The 17,307-nt window shown below is 37.1% G+C and carries 10 protein-coding genes and 1 riboswitch; of the genes, 6 read left to right on the top strand and 4 right to left on the bottom strand.

Going from position 1 to position 17,307, the window contains the following annotated elements:
- Positions 1–208: 208 nt before the first annotated feature.
- The 3 genes from QKW49_RS15470 to QKW49_RS15460 all read left to right on the top strand — a co-directional run bounded on the left by QKW49_RS15470 (position 209) and on the right by QKW49_RS15460 (position 4,854).
- Entirely contained in the window at positions 209–2,020 is a 1,812-nt protein-coding gene (locus tag QKW49_RS15470; RefSeq protein WP_282863577.1) for a VanW family protein, read from the top strand.
- A 159-nt stretch (positions 2,021–2,179) separates the two neighbouring features.
- Positions 2,180–4,279 carry an S-layer homology domain-containing protein gene (locus QKW49_RS15465; RefSeq protein WP_282863576.1) on the top strand — a complete coding sequence of 700 codons (2,100 nt, stop codon included), beginning with the start codon at positions 2,180–2,182 and terminating at the stop codon, positions 4,277–4,279.
- 137 nt (positions 4,280–4,416) lie between these two features.
- Entirely contained in the window at positions 4,417–4,854 is a 438-nt protein-coding gene (locus QKW49_RS15460) for a hypothetical protein (protein WP_282863575.1), read from the top strand.
- An 82-nt stretch (positions 4,855–4,936) separates the two neighbouring features.
- On the opposite strand, the gene pflB is transcribed toward QKW49_RS15460, so the two are convergent.
- The gene (pflB, locus tag QKW49_RS15455; protein WP_282863574.1) at positions 4,937–7,171 is read right to left on the bottom strand and encodes a formate C-acetyltransferase; all 2,235 of its coding nucleotides are present in this window, start codon (positions 7,169–7,171) and stop codon (positions 4,937–4,939) included.
- Positions 7,172–7,261: 90 nt separating this feature from the next.
- Positions 7,262–7,344: riboswitch (ZMP/ZTP riboswitch) on the bottom strand.
- Between the two features lie 478 nt (positions 7,345–7,822).
- On the opposite strand from pflB, the gene QKW49_RS15450 reads away from it, so the two are divergent.
- The 3 genes from QKW49_RS15450 (at position 7,823) to QKW49_RS15440 (ending at position 14,479) form a co-directional block, all read left to right on the top strand.
- A complete protein-coding gene (locus QKW49_RS15450; RefSeq protein ID WP_282863573.1) occupies positions 7,823–9,769 on the top strand; it encodes a hypothetical protein in 1,947 nt (648 codons plus the stop codon).
- Positions 9,770–10,011: 242 nt separating this feature from the next.
- Positions 10,012–11,991 carry a toprim domain-containing protein gene (locus QKW49_RS15445; RefSeq protein ID WP_282863572.1) on the top strand — a complete coding sequence of 660 codons (1,980 nt, stop codon included), beginning with the start codon at positions 10,012–10,014 and terminating at the stop codon, positions 11,989–11,991.
- A 298-nt stretch (positions 11,992–12,289) separates the two neighbouring features.
- Positions 12,290–14,479, top strand: a complete 2,190-nt coding sequence (locus QKW49_RS15440; RefSeq protein WP_282863571.1) for a DNA topoisomerase (ATP-hydrolyzing) subunit A — start codon at positions 12,290–12,292, stop codon at positions 14,477–14,479.
- A gap of 58 nt (positions 14,480–14,537) precedes the next feature.
- On the opposite strand, the gene QKW49_RS15435 is transcribed toward QKW49_RS15440, so the two are convergent.
- The 3 genes from QKW49_RS15435 to atpG form a co-directional block, all read right to left on the bottom strand.
- A complete protein-coding gene (locus QKW49_RS15435) occupies positions 14,538–14,945 on the bottom strand; it encodes a F0F1 ATP synthase subunit epsilon (protein WP_282863570.1) in 408 nt (135 codons plus the stop codon).
- A 2-nt stretch (positions 14,946–14,947) separates the two neighbouring features.
- On the bottom strand, positions 14,948–16,354 hold the full coding sequence (gene atpD / locus QKW49_RS15430; RefSeq protein ID WP_282863569.1) for a F0F1 ATP synthase subunit beta: 1,407 nt from the start codon (positions 16,352–16,354) through the stop codon (positions 14,948–14,950).
- Between the two features lie 75 nt (positions 16,355–16,429).
- Complete coding sequence (gene atpG, locus QKW49_RS15425) at positions 16,430–17,305, bottom strand: ATP synthase F1 subunit gamma (protein WP_282863568.1); 876 nt, start codon at positions 17,303–17,305, stop codon at positions 16,430–16,432.
- Positions 17,306–17,307: the final 2 nt, after the last annotated feature.

Here is a 17,307-nt window from a genome sequence, read left to right as displayed (position 1 = left end):
AGAATAAGATGAAATCAATTATCGTATAGATATAATAAAACCTATGGAAATAATTTCTTATAGATATTTAATATTTTAGAAACATTTTTATAGTATTCTAGAGCTAATAGAATATAACATTATAGTTACAATTCTAAATAAATCTTGTATACTATGCATATTTAACGTTAGAATGGTAGTATGCATGTCTAATGAAAGGGGCAAGGCTATGGACGAACATATAAAAGAGAAACCAATACAACAGCAAGATAGCCGGCAAACAAATTCGAATATTATAAAATATGGACTGATATATTTTGTTGTAATTTTTTCTATAACTTCCATATTGATAAGCATTGGGGCATATAACTTGCTTAATTATCCAAAGGTATATACAGGAGTTCATGTTAATGATATTTATGTAGGCGGTGAAAGTAAAGAATCTGCTATTAATAAACTTACAGAAAAATATCAATCAGCATTGGATGAACAAAATATAACAATATCAAGCAAAGGAAAGAGTCTAGAGATAAAATATAAGGACATTGATGCAGAGTATGATATAGAAGATGCTGTATTAAAAGCATTTAATGTTGGCAGAGAAGGCAGTTTTATTAATAAATTAATTACAATAGTGACTGCTAAAAAAAATAGCATTATCATACCATTAGAAATACAAGTCGATTTAGTAAAATTAGAAAAAAAAATTAAAGAGCTAGCAAATGAAACAGATATACCTGTAAAAGAAAATGATATATCTGTTGTTGATGACCGTCTAATTATAAAAAATGGAATGCAGGGTCAAATGATAAATATAGATGAAGCAGTAAATCAGGTTAATGAAGCAATTCAGGTTAATCATACTGAAGTTGTAGAAATAGACCCACGGGTAGTATATCCTAAACAGATGAGCGTAGAAGAGTTGTATAATAAGGTTTATTCTAAACCGGTTAACGCAGACTATGAAATAAAAGATTATCGTATACACATCCGCGAGCATAAAGCAGGTATATCGTTTGATAAAGAGAAAGCAAAGGAAATCATGTCAAGTGATAATCAACAAGGAAAAGAATATGAGATTCCACTTAAAATTGCCCAGCCGGAAATAACAAAGGAAGCATTGGAACGACTGCTATTTAGAGATAAATTAGCTTCATATACTACGACATTTAATGTAAATCAGATACAAAGAAGTCATAACGTAATATTGGCAGCATCAAAAATAAATGAAGTGGCATTAGGACCAGGAGATATTTTCTCTTATAATGATATTGTAGGAGTACGGTCTGAAGATACAGGTTTTCAGAATGCTAAAGTATATGAAAACGGCAGGATTGTAGACGGTATTGGAGGAGGTATTTGTCAGATATCTTCTACATTGTATAATGCTGTACTTTATTCTGATTTGGAAGTGCTAGACCGTTTAAATCATTCGATGACGGTATCTTATGTTCCAATGGGGCAGGATGCGACAGTAGTGTACGGATTGATAGATTTTAAATTTAAGAATAATACGGCATGGCCTATAAAGGTGATGTCCACATTAAAAAACGGTCATGTAACATTTGATATACTAGGTACGAATGACCATCCTGGTAGAACTATAGAGATTGAAAATCAAGTGATTCAGACCATACCATTTACAACAAAGGCTATTGAAGACCCTAATCTAGAAGAGGGGAAAACCGTGATAGAGCAAAAAGGTGGCAACGGATATGTCGTTGACACATACAAGATTGTAAAACAAGATGGAAAAGTAATTAAAAAAGAGTTAATAACAAGGAGCACGTACAGACCTATTGAAAATATAGAAAAAATAGGCACGAAAAAGGCTGCAGTACAGCTCGGCAAAGAAACTGAGCAGACAGTACAGCAAAAACAAGAAGGAGTTGTTGTCCCTGCAGCAGAGCCAGAGAAGGAGGTAGTAGTGCCTGACGTAACAGTAGGGGAACAAGAATCGGGGGTACCTGTAGAAACAACAGAACCAGTTCCCGCTGCGCCTGTTGAGCAAACAGAGAATACGCCGCCGGCAGCGATATAAATGTTAAATTCATATAAAAGGATCCTTGGACTTTAGAGTTTGAAGGATCTTTTTTATTTTGTCCCCATGTATTGCCTCTGGAATAATAGTTTACATAATGTTAATATATAAATAGTGTGTCTCTTACACTTGGAAATCAAAAAAATAAGGGGGATGGCAGTGAAGAGACAAATAATGCAGAAAAGTATCATGGCTTTATCTATTATAGTTATTGTATTCTTATTTATACCAATGAGCGTTTTAGCTTTTCAGATCAGTGATAGTTTTTTTATGAAAGATATTTCAGGGCACTGGGCAGAAGAGGATATAAAAAATCTATCTTATATGGGAATTATTAAAGGAAATAGTGGACAAGCAAATCCCGATAGCTTGATTAGTCGAGCTGAGTTTATAGCACTACTGGTTAGAGCATTAGGTTATGATAGCCAGGTATCTGAAGGTTTATCTCCATTTAAAGATGTCAAAACCGATGATTGGTATTATAATGTGCTGATAGTTGCAAAAGAGACAGGTATTACTAAAGGAAATCCGGATGGTACTTTTTCACCAAATAGATTCATTAGTAGGGAAGAAATAGTCCTTTTACTGGTCAGAGCGATGGATTTGGAGAAAGAAGCTGTGTCAACAACAAGAAGTTTTAAGGATATTAAAAGTGGATATAAATATAAGTCGGAGTTGAATGCAGCGATAAATACCGGTATTATCAACGGATATGCGGATAATACGTTTAGGCCCGGAAGCAATGCGTTAAGAGCAGAAGCAGCAGTAATGATAAAGAGAATGTTGAGTGCCAAGGAGGGTATCGGTGAAGAGGTCAAAGCAAAAAATGCTGTACAAAATCTTTTGAGAGAATATATGGATAAGTATATAGAGAAAAAAAATAATAAAGATAGCAATATTGAATTTAATTTAAGTCATTCCATGGGCAAGGAAAATGACAGTAATAAGACAAAGGCGGAAATCATTAAATTATACAAACAAAAAAAAATCAATGTAAAAGAATACTTGAATAATATCAATATAAAAGTTATTGAGATAAGAAAAAATACAGCTACAGCCGTGATCACATATGACGTTAGATATTCCAGATCCTATCAAGACGGGTCTAATAGAACAAAAACATATAAGGCTGAAAAGAAATTCAGTCTAAGAAAGATGAAGGATGGCTGGAAAGTTTATAATGTGGATGAAAGACTATTACAGGATAAAAAAATCAATCTTGTGTGGGAACAAATAGCGGTAAAAACACCGGATATGTCAAATGTTGATGCTATGGAAGGACTAAATGTAACTGCTCCTACATGGTTTGAACTTCGTAAGGATACGCATAAACTCGGCGTAAAACCGAGTGACCCTGTTGTCTATAAGAACTGGCAAGGCAGCATTCATATGATGGACATGGGTGATAATAAGTTTATCGAGTGGGCTCATAATAAAGGTTATGATGTGTGGGGGCTTTTTAGAAATGAGTTTGATTTGGATGCTTCCAATAAGGTTCTGAACAGTGAGCAGGCACGCAAAAAAAGTATAGAGCTTTTACTTGAATACACTAATAAATATAAGCTGGATGGAATTAATGTGGATTTTGAAAATGTTAACTATAGTGATAGACACGTATTGTCTCAGTTTGTGAGGGAGCTTGCAATGGTTTTAAGAGAGCAGGGTCTCATTACTTCAGTGGATGTTACAAAGATTGAGCCTACCAGCTGGACATGGTCAATGTGTTATGATAGGAATGCGCTCGGTGAAGCTGCAGACTATATTGTTTTGATGGCATACGATCAGAATGGAAGTTGGAGCAAAAAAAGCGGCTCGGTTGCTCAATACAGCTGGGTTGAAAAAGGTTTGCAAGGAGTGTTGGAACAAGTTCCTGCCGATAAAATGCTGCTAGGATTGCCGTTTTATACACGACTATGGGAGGAGCAAAATGGAAGAGTGTTAAATACTTTTCCGATTTCCATGCAAAAGGCGAATGATCTAATTAATGATAATCACGGAAAGGTTATATGGGATCAGCCGAGTGGGCAGCGTCTTGCAACTTATATAAAAGGAAATAAGACTTATAAGATCTGGATAGAGGATACGGATTCAATAAATCTTAAAACTTCGTTGGTGCATAAATATGGATTAGCAGGAGTGGCGTCATGGAGAAGAGGATATGAAACGCCGGATATTTGGCCGGCACTTAATAAAGCTTTAAACGATTACAGCAGCTATCAAGAATGGTTAATTGCAAATCAAGGCAAATATATATATTGAAAAGTCGATAATAAAAAAACGTGTTTATGAATAAGCACGTTTTTTTATGTCATTATGAAAATTGTCACTGAATTAACATAAGTCCATATAATGATAATAAGAGACAAATCAATGATCATTAGAAAGGAGATATAAGTATGAATTATGGTTGTTATCAGGACTATATGCATCAGTGTTATCCCGATATGATGGACTATGAGCCAATGAAATATCCGGATATATACTACATCGTTTATCCTGTGGTAAAGAGGAAATGTGATATGATGGATACTCATTACAATCCGTCGATGTGTATGTATCCAAGCTATGAAGCTATAGAAAAAATGACAGATGAAATAATGGAAGAATGCAGTATGGACCATCCGGAGATGTATAAGGAATATGGCATACGTTCTGACAGTGAAACAAATCAGTATTATGGCCCCAGGGGATTGCTTAGAGGGTTAGCCGGGATACTTTTGATTCGTGAATTACTAAGAAGAAGAGGATATGGCTATGGTCGGGGATATGGATACGGTCCGGGATACGGATACGGCCCGGGCTATGGTCCTTATGGAGGATATGGATTGTTTTAATCATAAATAAAGCCGGTTTCTTAGATTCAAAGCAGGAGTTCTCCCTTTAAGAGATCTCTCCTGCTTTTTATTTCTAGCAATATTAGAATCTATCATAAAATGTTCTCATCAACACTTCTTGCTGCTGGCATCGGCTTAGCTTGTTAAAGTGAACCGCGTATCCGGATACTCTGATAGTAAGTTGCGGATACTTTTCGGGATGATCCATTGCATCTGTTAACATTTCCTTATCCAGTATATTAATATTGATATGATGGCCTTTGTTAAAGAAATACCCGTCAATTATGGCGCTCAGATTATTCATTTTTATGTCGGATGTATGACCCAATGCTTTAGGAACGATGGTGGCAGTGACTGAAATCCCATCACGACAGTTTTCATACGGTAATTTGCTGCAGCTGTTCAGAACCGCAAGCAATCCTTTTCGGTCTCTGCCATGTAACGGGTTGGCACCAGGTGCAAATGGTTCACCTTTTTTTCTACCATCGGGCGTAGATCCGGTTTTTTTTCCATATACCACGTTAGAGGTAATGGTAAGAATGGAAAGCGTATGTTTTGCATTTCTATAGGCAGCATACTGTTTAAGATTATGATAAAAACCTTGAACTGCTTCAACAGCAATCTTATCTACATCACTATCATTATTTCCGTATTTGGGGAAATCACCTTCTATTAAAAAATCGGTAATAAGTCCATTTTCATTTCTAACCGGTTTTACCTTAGCATACTTTATGGCACTAAGAGAATCGGCAATAACCGATAGACCGGCAATTCCGAAGGCCATATTTCTGTTAATCTGCGTATCAATGAGTGCCATTTGCAGTTTTTCGTAAGCATACTTATCATGCATATAATGAATGGTATTCATTATATTTACATACAGTTCACACAACCATTGTTGATAGCTGCCGAAAATGTTAATAACTTTATCATAATCAAGTGTCTCATGGGGATAAATTTCGCTCACCGGGCCGACTTGTTTGCCGGTAAGTTCATCTTTTCCTCCGTTTAACGCTAAAAGAAGCAGTTTGGGGAGATTACAACGGGCCCCAAAAAACTGCATATCTTTGCCTAATCTTGTAGCAGATACACAACATGCAATACCATAGTCATCCCCATATTCAGGACGCATTAAATCATCATTTTCATATTGAATAGAACTGGTTTCCATAGAAACTTTTGCACAGTATTTTTTAAAGTTTGGTGGTAGAGAAACCGACCAAAGTATAGTTAGGTTAGGCTCAGGGGAAGGCCCTAGGTTATATAGTGTGTGCAGTATGCGGTAAGCAGTTTTGGTAATGAGGTGCTTACCGTCACAATTTATGCCGCCAATGGCCTCGGTAATCCAAACCGGGTCTCCGGCAAATAATTCGTTATATTCAGGTGTTCTTAGATGTCTTACCATCCTGAGCTTTATTACGAATTGGTCAATCAATTCCTGGGCCTCTTGTTCAGTAAGTATTCCTTTTGAAAGGTCACGTTCTATATAGATATCAAAAAAAGTATTGACTCTACCTAGTGACATTGCTGCGCCATTTTGCTCCTTGACTGCGCCCAGATAAGCAAAATAAGTCCATTGTACGGCTTCAAGCGCGTTGGAGGCAGGTAATGAAATATCATATCCGTAATCCAGAGCCATTTGTTTGAGTTCCTTAAGGGACATGATTTGAAAGAGTACTTCTTCACGGATACGGATACGTTCATCATTGGCAGGTTTTTGTTCTAATTGCTTCAAATCCAGTATTTTATGTTGTATCAGATAATCTACACCGTATAATGCTACCCGGCGATAGTCACCTATAATTCTGCCTCGTCCGTATGCATCGGGTAATCCTGTAATGATTCCTGATTTTCTTGCTTTCCTCATTTCATCGGTATAAGCGTGAAAGACACCTTCATTATGTGTTGTACGGTATTGTGTAAAAATTTCTTCAATTTGCGGTGAAAGTGTATACCCATAAGACTCACATGCTTGTTTGGCCATACGTATCCCCCCATAAGGATTAATGGCTCTCTTTAAAGGTGCATTTGTCTGGAGACCTACAATTGTTTCAAGACCTTTAGCAATATATCCGGATTTATGAGATACAATAGAGGTTACAGTATTTGTGTCTATATCCAATACGCCACCCTTTTGTTGCTCAAGCTCCATTAGCCGCAGGCATTCTGTCCAGAGCTGTTTTGTCTTTTCGGTAGCAGGTTGTAGGAACGTTTCATCTCCGTTATAAGGTGTGTAATTGGGTTGAATAAAATTTGATACATCGATAGAATGCTGCCATGCTCCTGCGTAGAACCCTTTCCATGCGTCAAATAACATAGAAATCCCTCCTAAACAATTATTTTAGTATGATCAGGAGGGGCAGTTTCAAAGTATAGAAAAGAATTGCCGACCGCCTGAACAGAACAATTGTTGTGCCCAGGCGGTCGGCAATTCTTTTAAAATCATACTCCCTGTGGTTAACTCCACTTCCGCCAGTCGTATGATTTAGTATTTTATTGTTAATTTTATTATATCTCTCAAGCGGATAGCTGTCAATGTTAAGATTTTAATATTTTAAAAAGTCTTGAACGGCAAAAGATATTGTGATACCATAAGAATGTAACGAATATATGGAGAGTGTTTTATGATAGTAGGAGTTCTTAACTAACCTAAATGAATATTGGTGTTTAAGAGAAGGATGAAATTTTGGCAGATTTCAGGTGTGTTCGTCATGTTCTTCTTTTAGGCCTTATTTAGTTAAGAACACTGGAAAAATTTAACCTTTTTATAGTCTTTAAATCCATGCTTCTTAAGCGTGGTTTTTTTATTTAAACTTAGCAGATCGATCATGCTATATATGATTCTACGCATATATCAGTATGGCTTCGAGTTTAAATGAATAGTAATAGTTAAGGGTTGCAGATGGACTTGTGTTCATTTGCAGCCCTTTTTTGTTGTAAATTAAAAAACGTATAGGAGGTAAACACATTGAATCAAACAGCTATTGAATTACTGGAATATCAAAAAATAAAAGAGGACATAATGGAATATGCGATCTCAGAGGAGGGAAAGGCACAAATAAAAAATTTATGCCCGTCTATTGATATTAATATCATAGAGGGATGGCTCAATGAAACAACAGAAGCAAGGGCAGTGATTGATAAAAGTGCAAGTATCCCATTGCATAATCTTGAAGGTACTTCAAAGATACTAGGCAAACTTGGCAAAGGTATGCCTTTGCTTCCTGAAGAATTAACTATTATAGCGCGGCTGCTAAAAGATGTTGGCAAAATGATAAGGTTTATGGATGACAAAAAAAACATTGCGCCACGGATCAGTAGTTATATATTATCCACTCATCCGTTGGAAGATTTGATGTCTGAAATCCAACGATGCATTGAGAACGGAAGAATATGTGACCAATCAAGTGCCGGACTTCTAAAAATCAGAAAAAAGATAGCTACCATAGAAGAAAGAATTAAGTCAAAACTGGATAGCATCCTGAAATCTTCGGCTTATCGTGAGTGTTTGCAAGACAATTTGGTAAGTATAAAAGATGGAAGATATGTAATACCTATAAAAAATGAGTATAGAAAAAATATAGAGGGTACCATAGTGGGCAGCTCTGCGACAGGGTCTACCGTATTCATTCAACCTATGGCAGTTAAGAAGCTTCAAGATGAGCTATATGAGTTAAAGGCAGAAGAGGAAAAGGAAGAATATAAGATTCTTTATTTCTTAACCGGATTAGTAGAAACTTATCAGCAAGAGCTTTCAATAGATATTGAGACGATGATTCACTATGACTTTTTATTTGCGAAAGCCAAATACAGTAAAGTCATAGGGGGGATGACCGTCAGTTTTAATACAGATAACTATATTGATATTCAAGGAGGAAAGCATCCGTTGATCGGCAAGGCAGCCGTACCGTTGTATTTTACAATCGGTAAAGGGTATAAAGCTCTGGCTGTTACAGGACCTAATACCGGAGGGAAAACAGTGGTGTTAAAGACGGTAGGCCTGTTGACTATGATGGCTCAATCAGGATTACATGTTCCGGTTGAAAAAGAAAGTGAACTGGCTGTTTTTGTTGATATTCTTGCTGATATTGGTGATGGCCAGAGCATACAACAATCTCTCAGCACATTTTCATCCCACATCCGCAATATTATTAGTATTATGGAGTGTGCAGGACCGCATACGCTGGTAATATTGGATGAGCTGGGCGCAGGTACCGACCCTGGGGAAGGTATGGGACTCGCAATTGCCGTATTGGAGGAGATATATCGGAAAGGATCGACCATCATTGCTACTACGCACTACAGCGAAATAAAAAGCTTTGCCGATGAAAGTGAGGGATTTGAAAATGGATGTATGGAGTTTGATATCCAAACACTAAAGCCCTTGTATCGTCTGACTATTGGGAAAGCAGGTCAGAGTAACGCATTTTTGATTGCGTTACGATTGGGAATGGACTTAAATATTATTCAAAGAGCGCATGAAGTCACGTATTATGAGAAGAAAGATTATACTTATATTGTAGCGGATATGAAAAAAGAAAATCTAAAGAATATAGAAGTCATTCAATCCCATGGGGAGCAATTGAGACAGCACCAAGAAAGGGAGCATATAAGAAAAACAGCAGCAAACCAAAAAAAACAATATACTTTCAAAATCGGTGACTGCGTTTTTGTTAGCAGTATGAATCGTAGGGGGATCGTTTGCGAGGTGGAGAACTCTCGAGGTGAGATTGGAATAATGATTGAAAAGAAGAAGTTTAGAGTAAATCGAAAGAGACTGTCATTATATATTGACGGCAAAGAACTTTATCCTGAGGATTATGATATGGATACCATATTTGAGAGCAAAGAGAACAGAAAAAAAAGAAAGCTGATAAGCAGGAAATATGTGAAAGATGTTGAAATAGAAATATAAATTGACTGAAAGAATTTTGACATATTTAATATCGTTTTAGTGAAAAATGATAATCTAAAAGGGAAAAACTAAAAATTTTATAGGTTTTATCCCTTTTTTAATGTATAATAATGAGTTGTTAGATTATTACAACCAGACGAAGAATAAAAACTTGACACAAACATATGTTTGGTGTATTGTTTTAGTGTTACGTAAAGTAAATAATATGTACCATATGTAGATGACAGAAGGTGGAATATAAAATGCCAAAGAATATAAAAGGCAATGAATACGGAAATGAAAGTATATCGTCATTGAAAGGTGCTGACAGGGTTAGGCTGCGGCCGGGTGTAATTTTTGGTTCTGATGGTATTGAAGGATGCCAGCATTCTGTATTTGAGATATTATCAAATTCTATAGATGAAGCAAGAGAAGGTTACGGCAGTATTATTGAAGTGGTAAGGTATAAAGACCGGTCCATTCAGGTAATTGACAGAGGAAGAGGTATTCCTCTGGATTATAATGCGAAGGAAGAAAGATATAATTGGGAACTGGTTTTCTGTGAGCTTTATGCCGGAGGTAAGTATAAAAATAATACGGGAGAAAACTATGAATTCAGTTTAGGGTTAAATGGCTTAGGCAGCTGTGCTACCCAGTATAGTTCTGAGTATATGGATGTCATGGTATACCGTGATGGTTTTAAATATGAACTTCACTTTGAAAAGGGAGAAAATATCGGAGGACTAAAAAAAGAAGCTTGTAAATATGAGCGAACCGGAACCATTATAAAATGGAGACCGGATATTGAAGTGTTTACGGATATAGATATTCCTCTTGAATATTTTCAAAACATACTGAAAAAGCAGGCTGTTGTTAATGCAGGACTGCTGTTCAGCTTATACGACGAAGAAACCGATACAACTTATGAGTACAAATATGATAATGGTATTATTGATTATATAAAAGAAGTGAGTGCAGATAAATCTTTTACGGATATACAATGTTATGAAGCGGAAAAAAAAGGTAAAGACCGGGAAGACAAGCAGGAATATAAAGTAAAGATGCAGACCGGATTTTGTTTTAATAATGAGATAAATTTACTGGAGTATTATCATAATTCCAGCTTTTTGGAATACGGCGGTTCTCCTGATAAAGCAGTTAAAAACGCATTTATCTATGTAATAGATCAATATCTTAAGAGCAACGGTAAATATAATAAGAATGAAGGAAAAGTAACATTTACTGATATCCAAGACAGTTTGATTTTAGTCAGTAATTCTTTTTCAACCGTAACAAGCTATGAGAACCAAACCAAAAAAGCGATCACCAATAAGTTTATTCAAGAAGCCATGACAGATTTTTTAAAACAGCAGTTGGAGATATATTTTATCGAAAATAAGGTAGAAGCGGATAAAATCGCAGAGCAGATTTTAATCAATAAAAGAAGCAGAGAGACCGCTGAAAAAGCTAGAATTAATATTAAGAAGAAGTTGGGCGGAAGTCTGGATATGACAAATAGAGTACAAAAATTTGTTGACTGCCGTACCAAGGATCTTGAAAGAAGAGAGTTGTATATTGTGGAAGGAGATTCTGCATTGGGAGCATGTAAACTAGCCCGGGATGGGGAATTTCAAGCGATTATACCCGTACGGGGCAAGATTCTTAACTGTTTAAAAGCGGACTATGATAAGATCTTTAAGAATGATATTATTATAGATCTTTTAAAGGTTCTAGGATGCGGGGTAGAGATTAAATCCAAGCATAATAAAGACTTGCACTCTTTTGAGTATGATAACCTAAGATGGAATAAGATTATTATATGCACTGATGCCGATGTGGATGGATTTCAAATTAGGACGTTAATATTGACCATGCTGTATAGACTGGTTCCTACCCTTATTGATAAAGGCAAGGTATATATTGCTGAATCTCCTTTGTATGAAATTAGTACGAAAAACAAGACATATTTTGCATATACCGATAGAGAAAAGGATGCCGTAATATCAAAATTGAAAGACAAATATACCATTCAACGTTCGAAGGGACTAGGGGAAAATGAACCTGAAATGATGTGGCAGACCACCATGTGCCCTGATACAAGGAAGTTAATCCAAGTATTGCCTGAGAATATTGAAAAGACGCAGGATGTCTTCGAACTGCTTTTAGGTGATAATTTGCAGGGAAGAAAAGATTTTATTGCGGAGCATGGATATAAATATATCGATCTGGCAGATGTAAGTTAATGGTTCATAGTTCATATAGATATAGATAACGAACTCTAGACTTTAATTTTCCAAGGTATATATGGTAATATCAATTAGGATTTCGTAGGGGCGGACGACTCTGTCCACCCGAAAATATTACAGTAAGGCACCGGGCGGACAGGGTCGTCCGCCCCTAATATAAAAAATACCTAGGTATATTTTAAAGGATAAATTACCACATTGGTTAAACATAACTTTAAAGTTTTTTATCTATAGTTCACCGATTTCTTTCTGTGAACTATGAACTTCTCTTAAATTATTAGAAGGGTGAACGATCATGGCAGCTAAAAACTTACTTGAACAAAAAATTACAGAAACACTTGAAAATAATTATATGCCTTATGCAATGAGCGTAATTATTTCCCGGGCAATCCCGGAGATTGATGGTTTCAAGCCTTCACACCGGAAGCTTCTTTACACAATGTATAAGATGGGTTTATTAACCGGTAATAGGACAAAATCAGCGAATATTGTAGGTCAAACCATGAAGTTGAACCCTCATGGAGATATGGCCATTTATCAGACGATGGTAAGAATGACGCGAGGAAATGATGCCTTGCTGCATCCTTTTGTTGATTCAAAAGGGAACTTTGGAAAACATTATTCCAGAGATATGGCTTTTGCAGCACCCAGATATACCGAAGCAAAGCTTGATAAGATTTGTGGTGAGTTATTTACGGATATCGATAAAAATACCGTTGATTTTATAGATAATTATGATGGTTCTTTAAAAGAGCCAACGTTATTACCTACCACATATCCCAATGTACTGGTCAACAGCAATCAGGGTATAGCTGTAGGGATGGCAAGCAGCATATGCAGCTTTAATCTTAAAGAAGTATGCGATTCGGCCATTGCATACTTGAAAAATGAAAATGCGGATATTGCTAAAACGCTTATAGCACCGGATGTATCTTCAGGAGGGCAGTTAATTTATAATGAGAAGGAAATACAGACTATATATAATACAGGAAGAGGAAGCTTCAAGCTGCGTGCCAAATACAGGTATGATAAAAAGAATAGCTGTATAGAAATATATGAGACCCCATACACTACCACCACTGAAGCGGTGATTGATAAAGTCATCGAATTAGTGAAGAGTGGCAAGATTAGAGATATCACGGATATTCGGGATGAAACTGATTTAAGCGGACTAAAGATTACACTGGACATCAAGCGTAACACCGAACCGGATAAGTTGATGAACAAGCTTTTTCAATTGACACCGTTGCAGGATACTTATAGCTGCAATTTCAATATTTTGGTTAATGGTCATCCGCAAGTACTCGGAGTAAAAGCTATCCTTAGAGAATGGACAATATTTAGGATTAACTGTATTAAGAGGCGGATTTCGTTTGATATAGATAAAAAGACCGATAAGCTTCATTTGTTGAAAGGTTTAAAGAGAATCCTGCTGGATATTGATAAAGCCATAAAAATCATTAGAGAGACAGAGCATGATGCTAATGTTATCCCTAATTTGATGAGCGGTTTTGGTATTGATGAAAGACAAGCGGAATATATTGCCGAAATAAAGTTGAGAAATTTAAATAAGGAATATATTCTTAAGCGTACCAATGAGATTGATAATCTTGAAAAAGAGCTGGAAGAGTTAAAGTTTACACTTGAAGATGAAGATAAAATTAAAAAAATCATTATAAAAGAGCTTAAGGAGATTTCTAAGAAATATGGTCAGCCAAGAAGGACAGAAATCATTCATGAGCAGCATATAGAAGAAATTAAAGAAGAACACTTGATTGAAGATTATAATCTGAAAGTATTTATTACTCAGGAGAATTATTTAAAGAAGATCTCACTGATTTCATTGCGGTCAAGCGGTGAGCATAAGTTAAAGGATGATGATGCCATCGCACAGGAGATTGAGACAAATAATAAAGCGGACTTATTGTTATTTAGTAATAAGCAAACTGTTTACAAGCTTAAGATCCATGAGATTGCAGATTGCAAGGCCAGCAGTCTTGGTGAATATTTACCAAATCTTCTCGGGTTGGATCAAGATGAGAACATTATATTTATCGCTGCCACCAATGATTATACAGGGTGTATGCTTTTTGGTTATGAAAGCGGAAAAATGGCTAAAGTGGACTTGAGCAGTTATGCCACAAAAACAAATAGGAAAAAGCTTGCGAATGCGTATTCAAGCTCATCAAAGCTGATATATATTGACTATCTTGAACAGGGAACAGATAAGGAATTGGTTGCTTTTAGCAGCATTAATAAGGTTTTAATATTTGATACTTCAAATATCAGTCCTAAGACCACGAGAGATTCACAGGGAGTTCAAGTGTTGAATGCTAAGAAAGGGAGCTCGACGGTTAAAATTGTTTCTATAAAACATGTGGACTTTGGAGATTTAAACTATTATAGAACAAAGAATATCCCGGCAACAGGAAGATATTTAAAGTCGGAAGACGGCATGGATAAGCAAATGACATTGCTGGATTAAGAAAAACCATATAGGAAACAGAGCTTCCTATATGGTTTTTCAATAGAATGTCTATAGTTTATTTAATTTCTTTTGTAACTTTAAGCCGTGTTAATGCTCTTCTTACTGCTGCTTGCGTATGAAGATGCTCCATGCGGCTTTCTTTTTGTCTTGATCTTTCTTCTGCACGTTCTTTCGCAGCTTTAGCCCTATTGATGTCGATTTCTTCCGGCCATTCAACAGAGTCGGCTAGAATGATTACATAGGAAGGCATGACTTCCATAAATCCGTTAGAAATTGCAGCCATCTTCCATTCATCATTTACTTTGATCTTTAATTCACCAATACCGATGGCAGTAACCAGAGCGTCGTGTCCCGGCAGGATACCAAGACTTCCGTCAACACCGGGTACGGTAATCATTTGAGCATTACCACCAAAGAATATTCTTTCAGGTGTAACGACCTCAAGATAAAAAGTAGAAGGCATGATTAACCCTCTCCTTTCATGGCCTTTGCTTTTTCTATAACTTCATCGATAGTACCTGCCATATAGAATGCAGCCTCAGGATATTCATCCATATTTCCGTTGATGATTTCGCTAAAGCCTCTAATGGTCTCAGCAAGAGGGACATATTTACCTTTCATGCCGGTAAAGGTTTCAGCCACAAAGAATGGCTGAGACAGAAATCTTTGTATTTTTCTTGCTCTATATACAGTAAGCTTATCATCTTCGGACAACTCTTCCATTCCTAGAATGGCAATGATATCTTGGAGTTCCTTGTATCGCTGCAGCAATTCCTGTGTATTTCTGGCAACACGGTAATGTTCTTCACCGACAATAGAGGGCTCAAGAATCCTTGATGTGGAATCAAGCGGGTCAACAGCCGGGTAAATTCCGAGCTCCACAATTCTTCTTGAAAGTACCGTTGTGGCATCCAAATGGGCGAAGGTTGTCGCAGGAGCAGGATCAGTCAAATCATCAGCCGGTACATAAACAGCCTGTACGGATGTAATAGACCCTTTCTTAGTAGAGGTAATACGCTCTTGCAGCATACCTACTTCCGTTGCCAGGGTAGGTTGATAGCCAACAGCGGAAGGCATTCTTCCTAACAAAGCGGAAATCTCCGAGCCTGCCTGAATATAGCGGAAGATGTTATCTATAAATAAGAGAACATCCTGGCCTTCGCTGTCACGGAAATATTCTGCCATGGTTAAACCGGTAAGTGCGACTCTCATTCTGGAACCCGGAGGCTCATTCATTTGTCCGAAAACAAGGGCGGTCTTATCAATAACCCCTGATTCCTGCATTTCATTCCACAGGTCATTACCTTCCCTTGTTCTTTCTCCTACACCTGTAAAGATGGAGTACCCTCCGTGTTCGGTAGCAATATTTCTGATTAATTCCATGATCAGTACGGTTTTACCAACACCTGCGCCGCCGAAAAGACCGATCTTACCTCCCTTAGCATAAGGGGCAAGCAGGTCAACGACTTTAATGCCTGTTTCAAGCACTTCTGTTACCGGGCTCTGTTGATCAAAGCCAGGCGCTTCACGATGTATTTCCCACTTTTCACTTGTGTTTACATCGCCTTTATTATCAATAGGTTCACCTAATACATTAAACAATCTTCCTAAAGTCTCCTTGCCCACAGGGACTTTAATAGGTGCGCCGGTATCAACTACTTTCATGCCTCTTACCAAACCTTCACTTGAGCTGAGGGAGATACAGCGAATGGTATCGTTACCCAAATGCTGTGCAGCCTCAACAACGATATTCTTATCTTCTGCAGTGATGATGAGAGCATTATTAATAGAAGGAAGATGGCCTTTTTCAAACTGAACATCGATGACCGGCCCAATAATCTGCGTAATCTTTCCTTTATTTTGTTCGTTCATTTCATTACACCTCCAAATTCACGATAATTTATATTCCGAACCATTCAGCTTTAAATCACAATCGTGAATTGCAACTTATTTCAGTGCTTCCGCCCCGCCTACAATCTCAGACAATTCCTGTGTGATTGCAGCTTGCCGTGCTTGATTATATTGTAGCGTTAATTGTTTAATCAGATCTTTAGCACTATTTGTAGCAGCATCCATTGCCGTCATTCTAGAAGTCTGCTCACTGCAGAACGCTTCTACCAAACCGCCAAAGATAAGTCCTTTTACATAGTTAGGTACCAAAATATCCATAACTTTTTTAGGAGATGGTTCGTACACCATATACTCTTTGTACCGTTCTCCCGGGTTGGTTGGCACATCAAATTCCGATTTTTCAAGAGGTAGAAGCTTTAACACTTCCGGTTCTTGTTTAACGGCAGAATGCATTTTAGTATATACCACATAGATTTCATCCAACAAAGTGTTTTCATACAAGGAAATCAGTGCTTCCGCGATTTCTCTTGCACGGATAACATTAGGATTTTGAGCGGTATATAAGAATTCAATGTCGATCTTATAGCCTTTCTGCCGGAAATAGTCCCTCCCCATATGGCCGATTACCAAAAGATACTTCTCTTGTTTATCTTTCATATGTTCTTCCGCAAGTTTTATCACGTTATGGTTATATGATCCGCATAATCCTTTATCTGCTGTGATGACGACATAACCCGTTCTTTTTACGCCGGCATCTTTCCGTTGATCAAAATATTTATGCTCAATATCCGGACTATGCGCAATAATATCATTGAGTGTTGATTGAATTTTCTCGAAGTAAGGGAGGGCATCGTTTAACTGCTTGCGTGCCTTTTTCAGCTTGGCTGAAGCAATTAAATTCATCGCGTTGGTAATTTGCATGGTTTCCCTTACACTTTTAATTCTGGTGCGAATATCTCTCATACTGGGCATAA

The sequence above is a fragment of the Petroclostridium sp. X23 genome, assembly GCF_030013905.1.
In the GTDB taxonomy this organism is placed as follows: Bacteria; Bacillota; Clostridia; order SK-Y3; family SK-Y3; genus X23.
Note: the sequence above shows the minus strand (reverse complement) of the source record. Positions and strands in the feature narration are given on the sequence as shown.

What these genes read in the sequence shown, in the direction of transcription:
- QKW49_RS15460 (WP_282863575.1), top strand. Translation starts at nt 4,417, where the DNA reads ATGAATTATGGTTGTTATCAGGACTATATGCATCAGTGTTATCCCGAT.
- QKW49_RS15435 (WP_282863570.1), bottom strand. Translation starts at nt 14,945, where the DNA reads ATGCCTTCTACTTTTTATCTTGAGGTCGTTACACCTGAAAGAATATTC.
- QKW49_RS15445 (WP_282863572.1), top strand. Translation starts at nt 10,012, where the DNA reads ATGCCAAAGAATATAAAAGGCAATGAATACGGAAATGAAAGTATATCG.
- atpG (WP_282863568.1), bottom strand. Translation starts at nt 17,305, where the DNA reads ATGCCCAGTATGAGAGATATTCGCACCAGAATTAAAAGTGTAAGGGAA.
- pflB (WP_282863574.1), bottom strand. Translation starts at nt 7,171, where the DNA reads ATGTTATTTGACGCATGGAAAGGGTTCTACGCAGGAGCATGGCAGCAT.
- QKW49_RS15470 (WP_282863577.1), top strand. Translation starts at nt 209, where the DNA reads ATGGACGAACATATAAAAGAGAAACCAATACAACAGCAAGATAGCCGG.
- atpD (WP_282863569.1), bottom strand. Translation starts at nt 16,354, where the DNA reads ATGAACGAACAAAATAAAGGAAAGATTACGCAGATTATTGGGCCGGTC.
- QKW49_RS15440 (WP_282863571.1), top strand. Translation starts at nt 12,290, where the DNA reads ATGGCAGCTAAAAACTTACTTGAACAAAAAATTACAGAAACACTTGAA.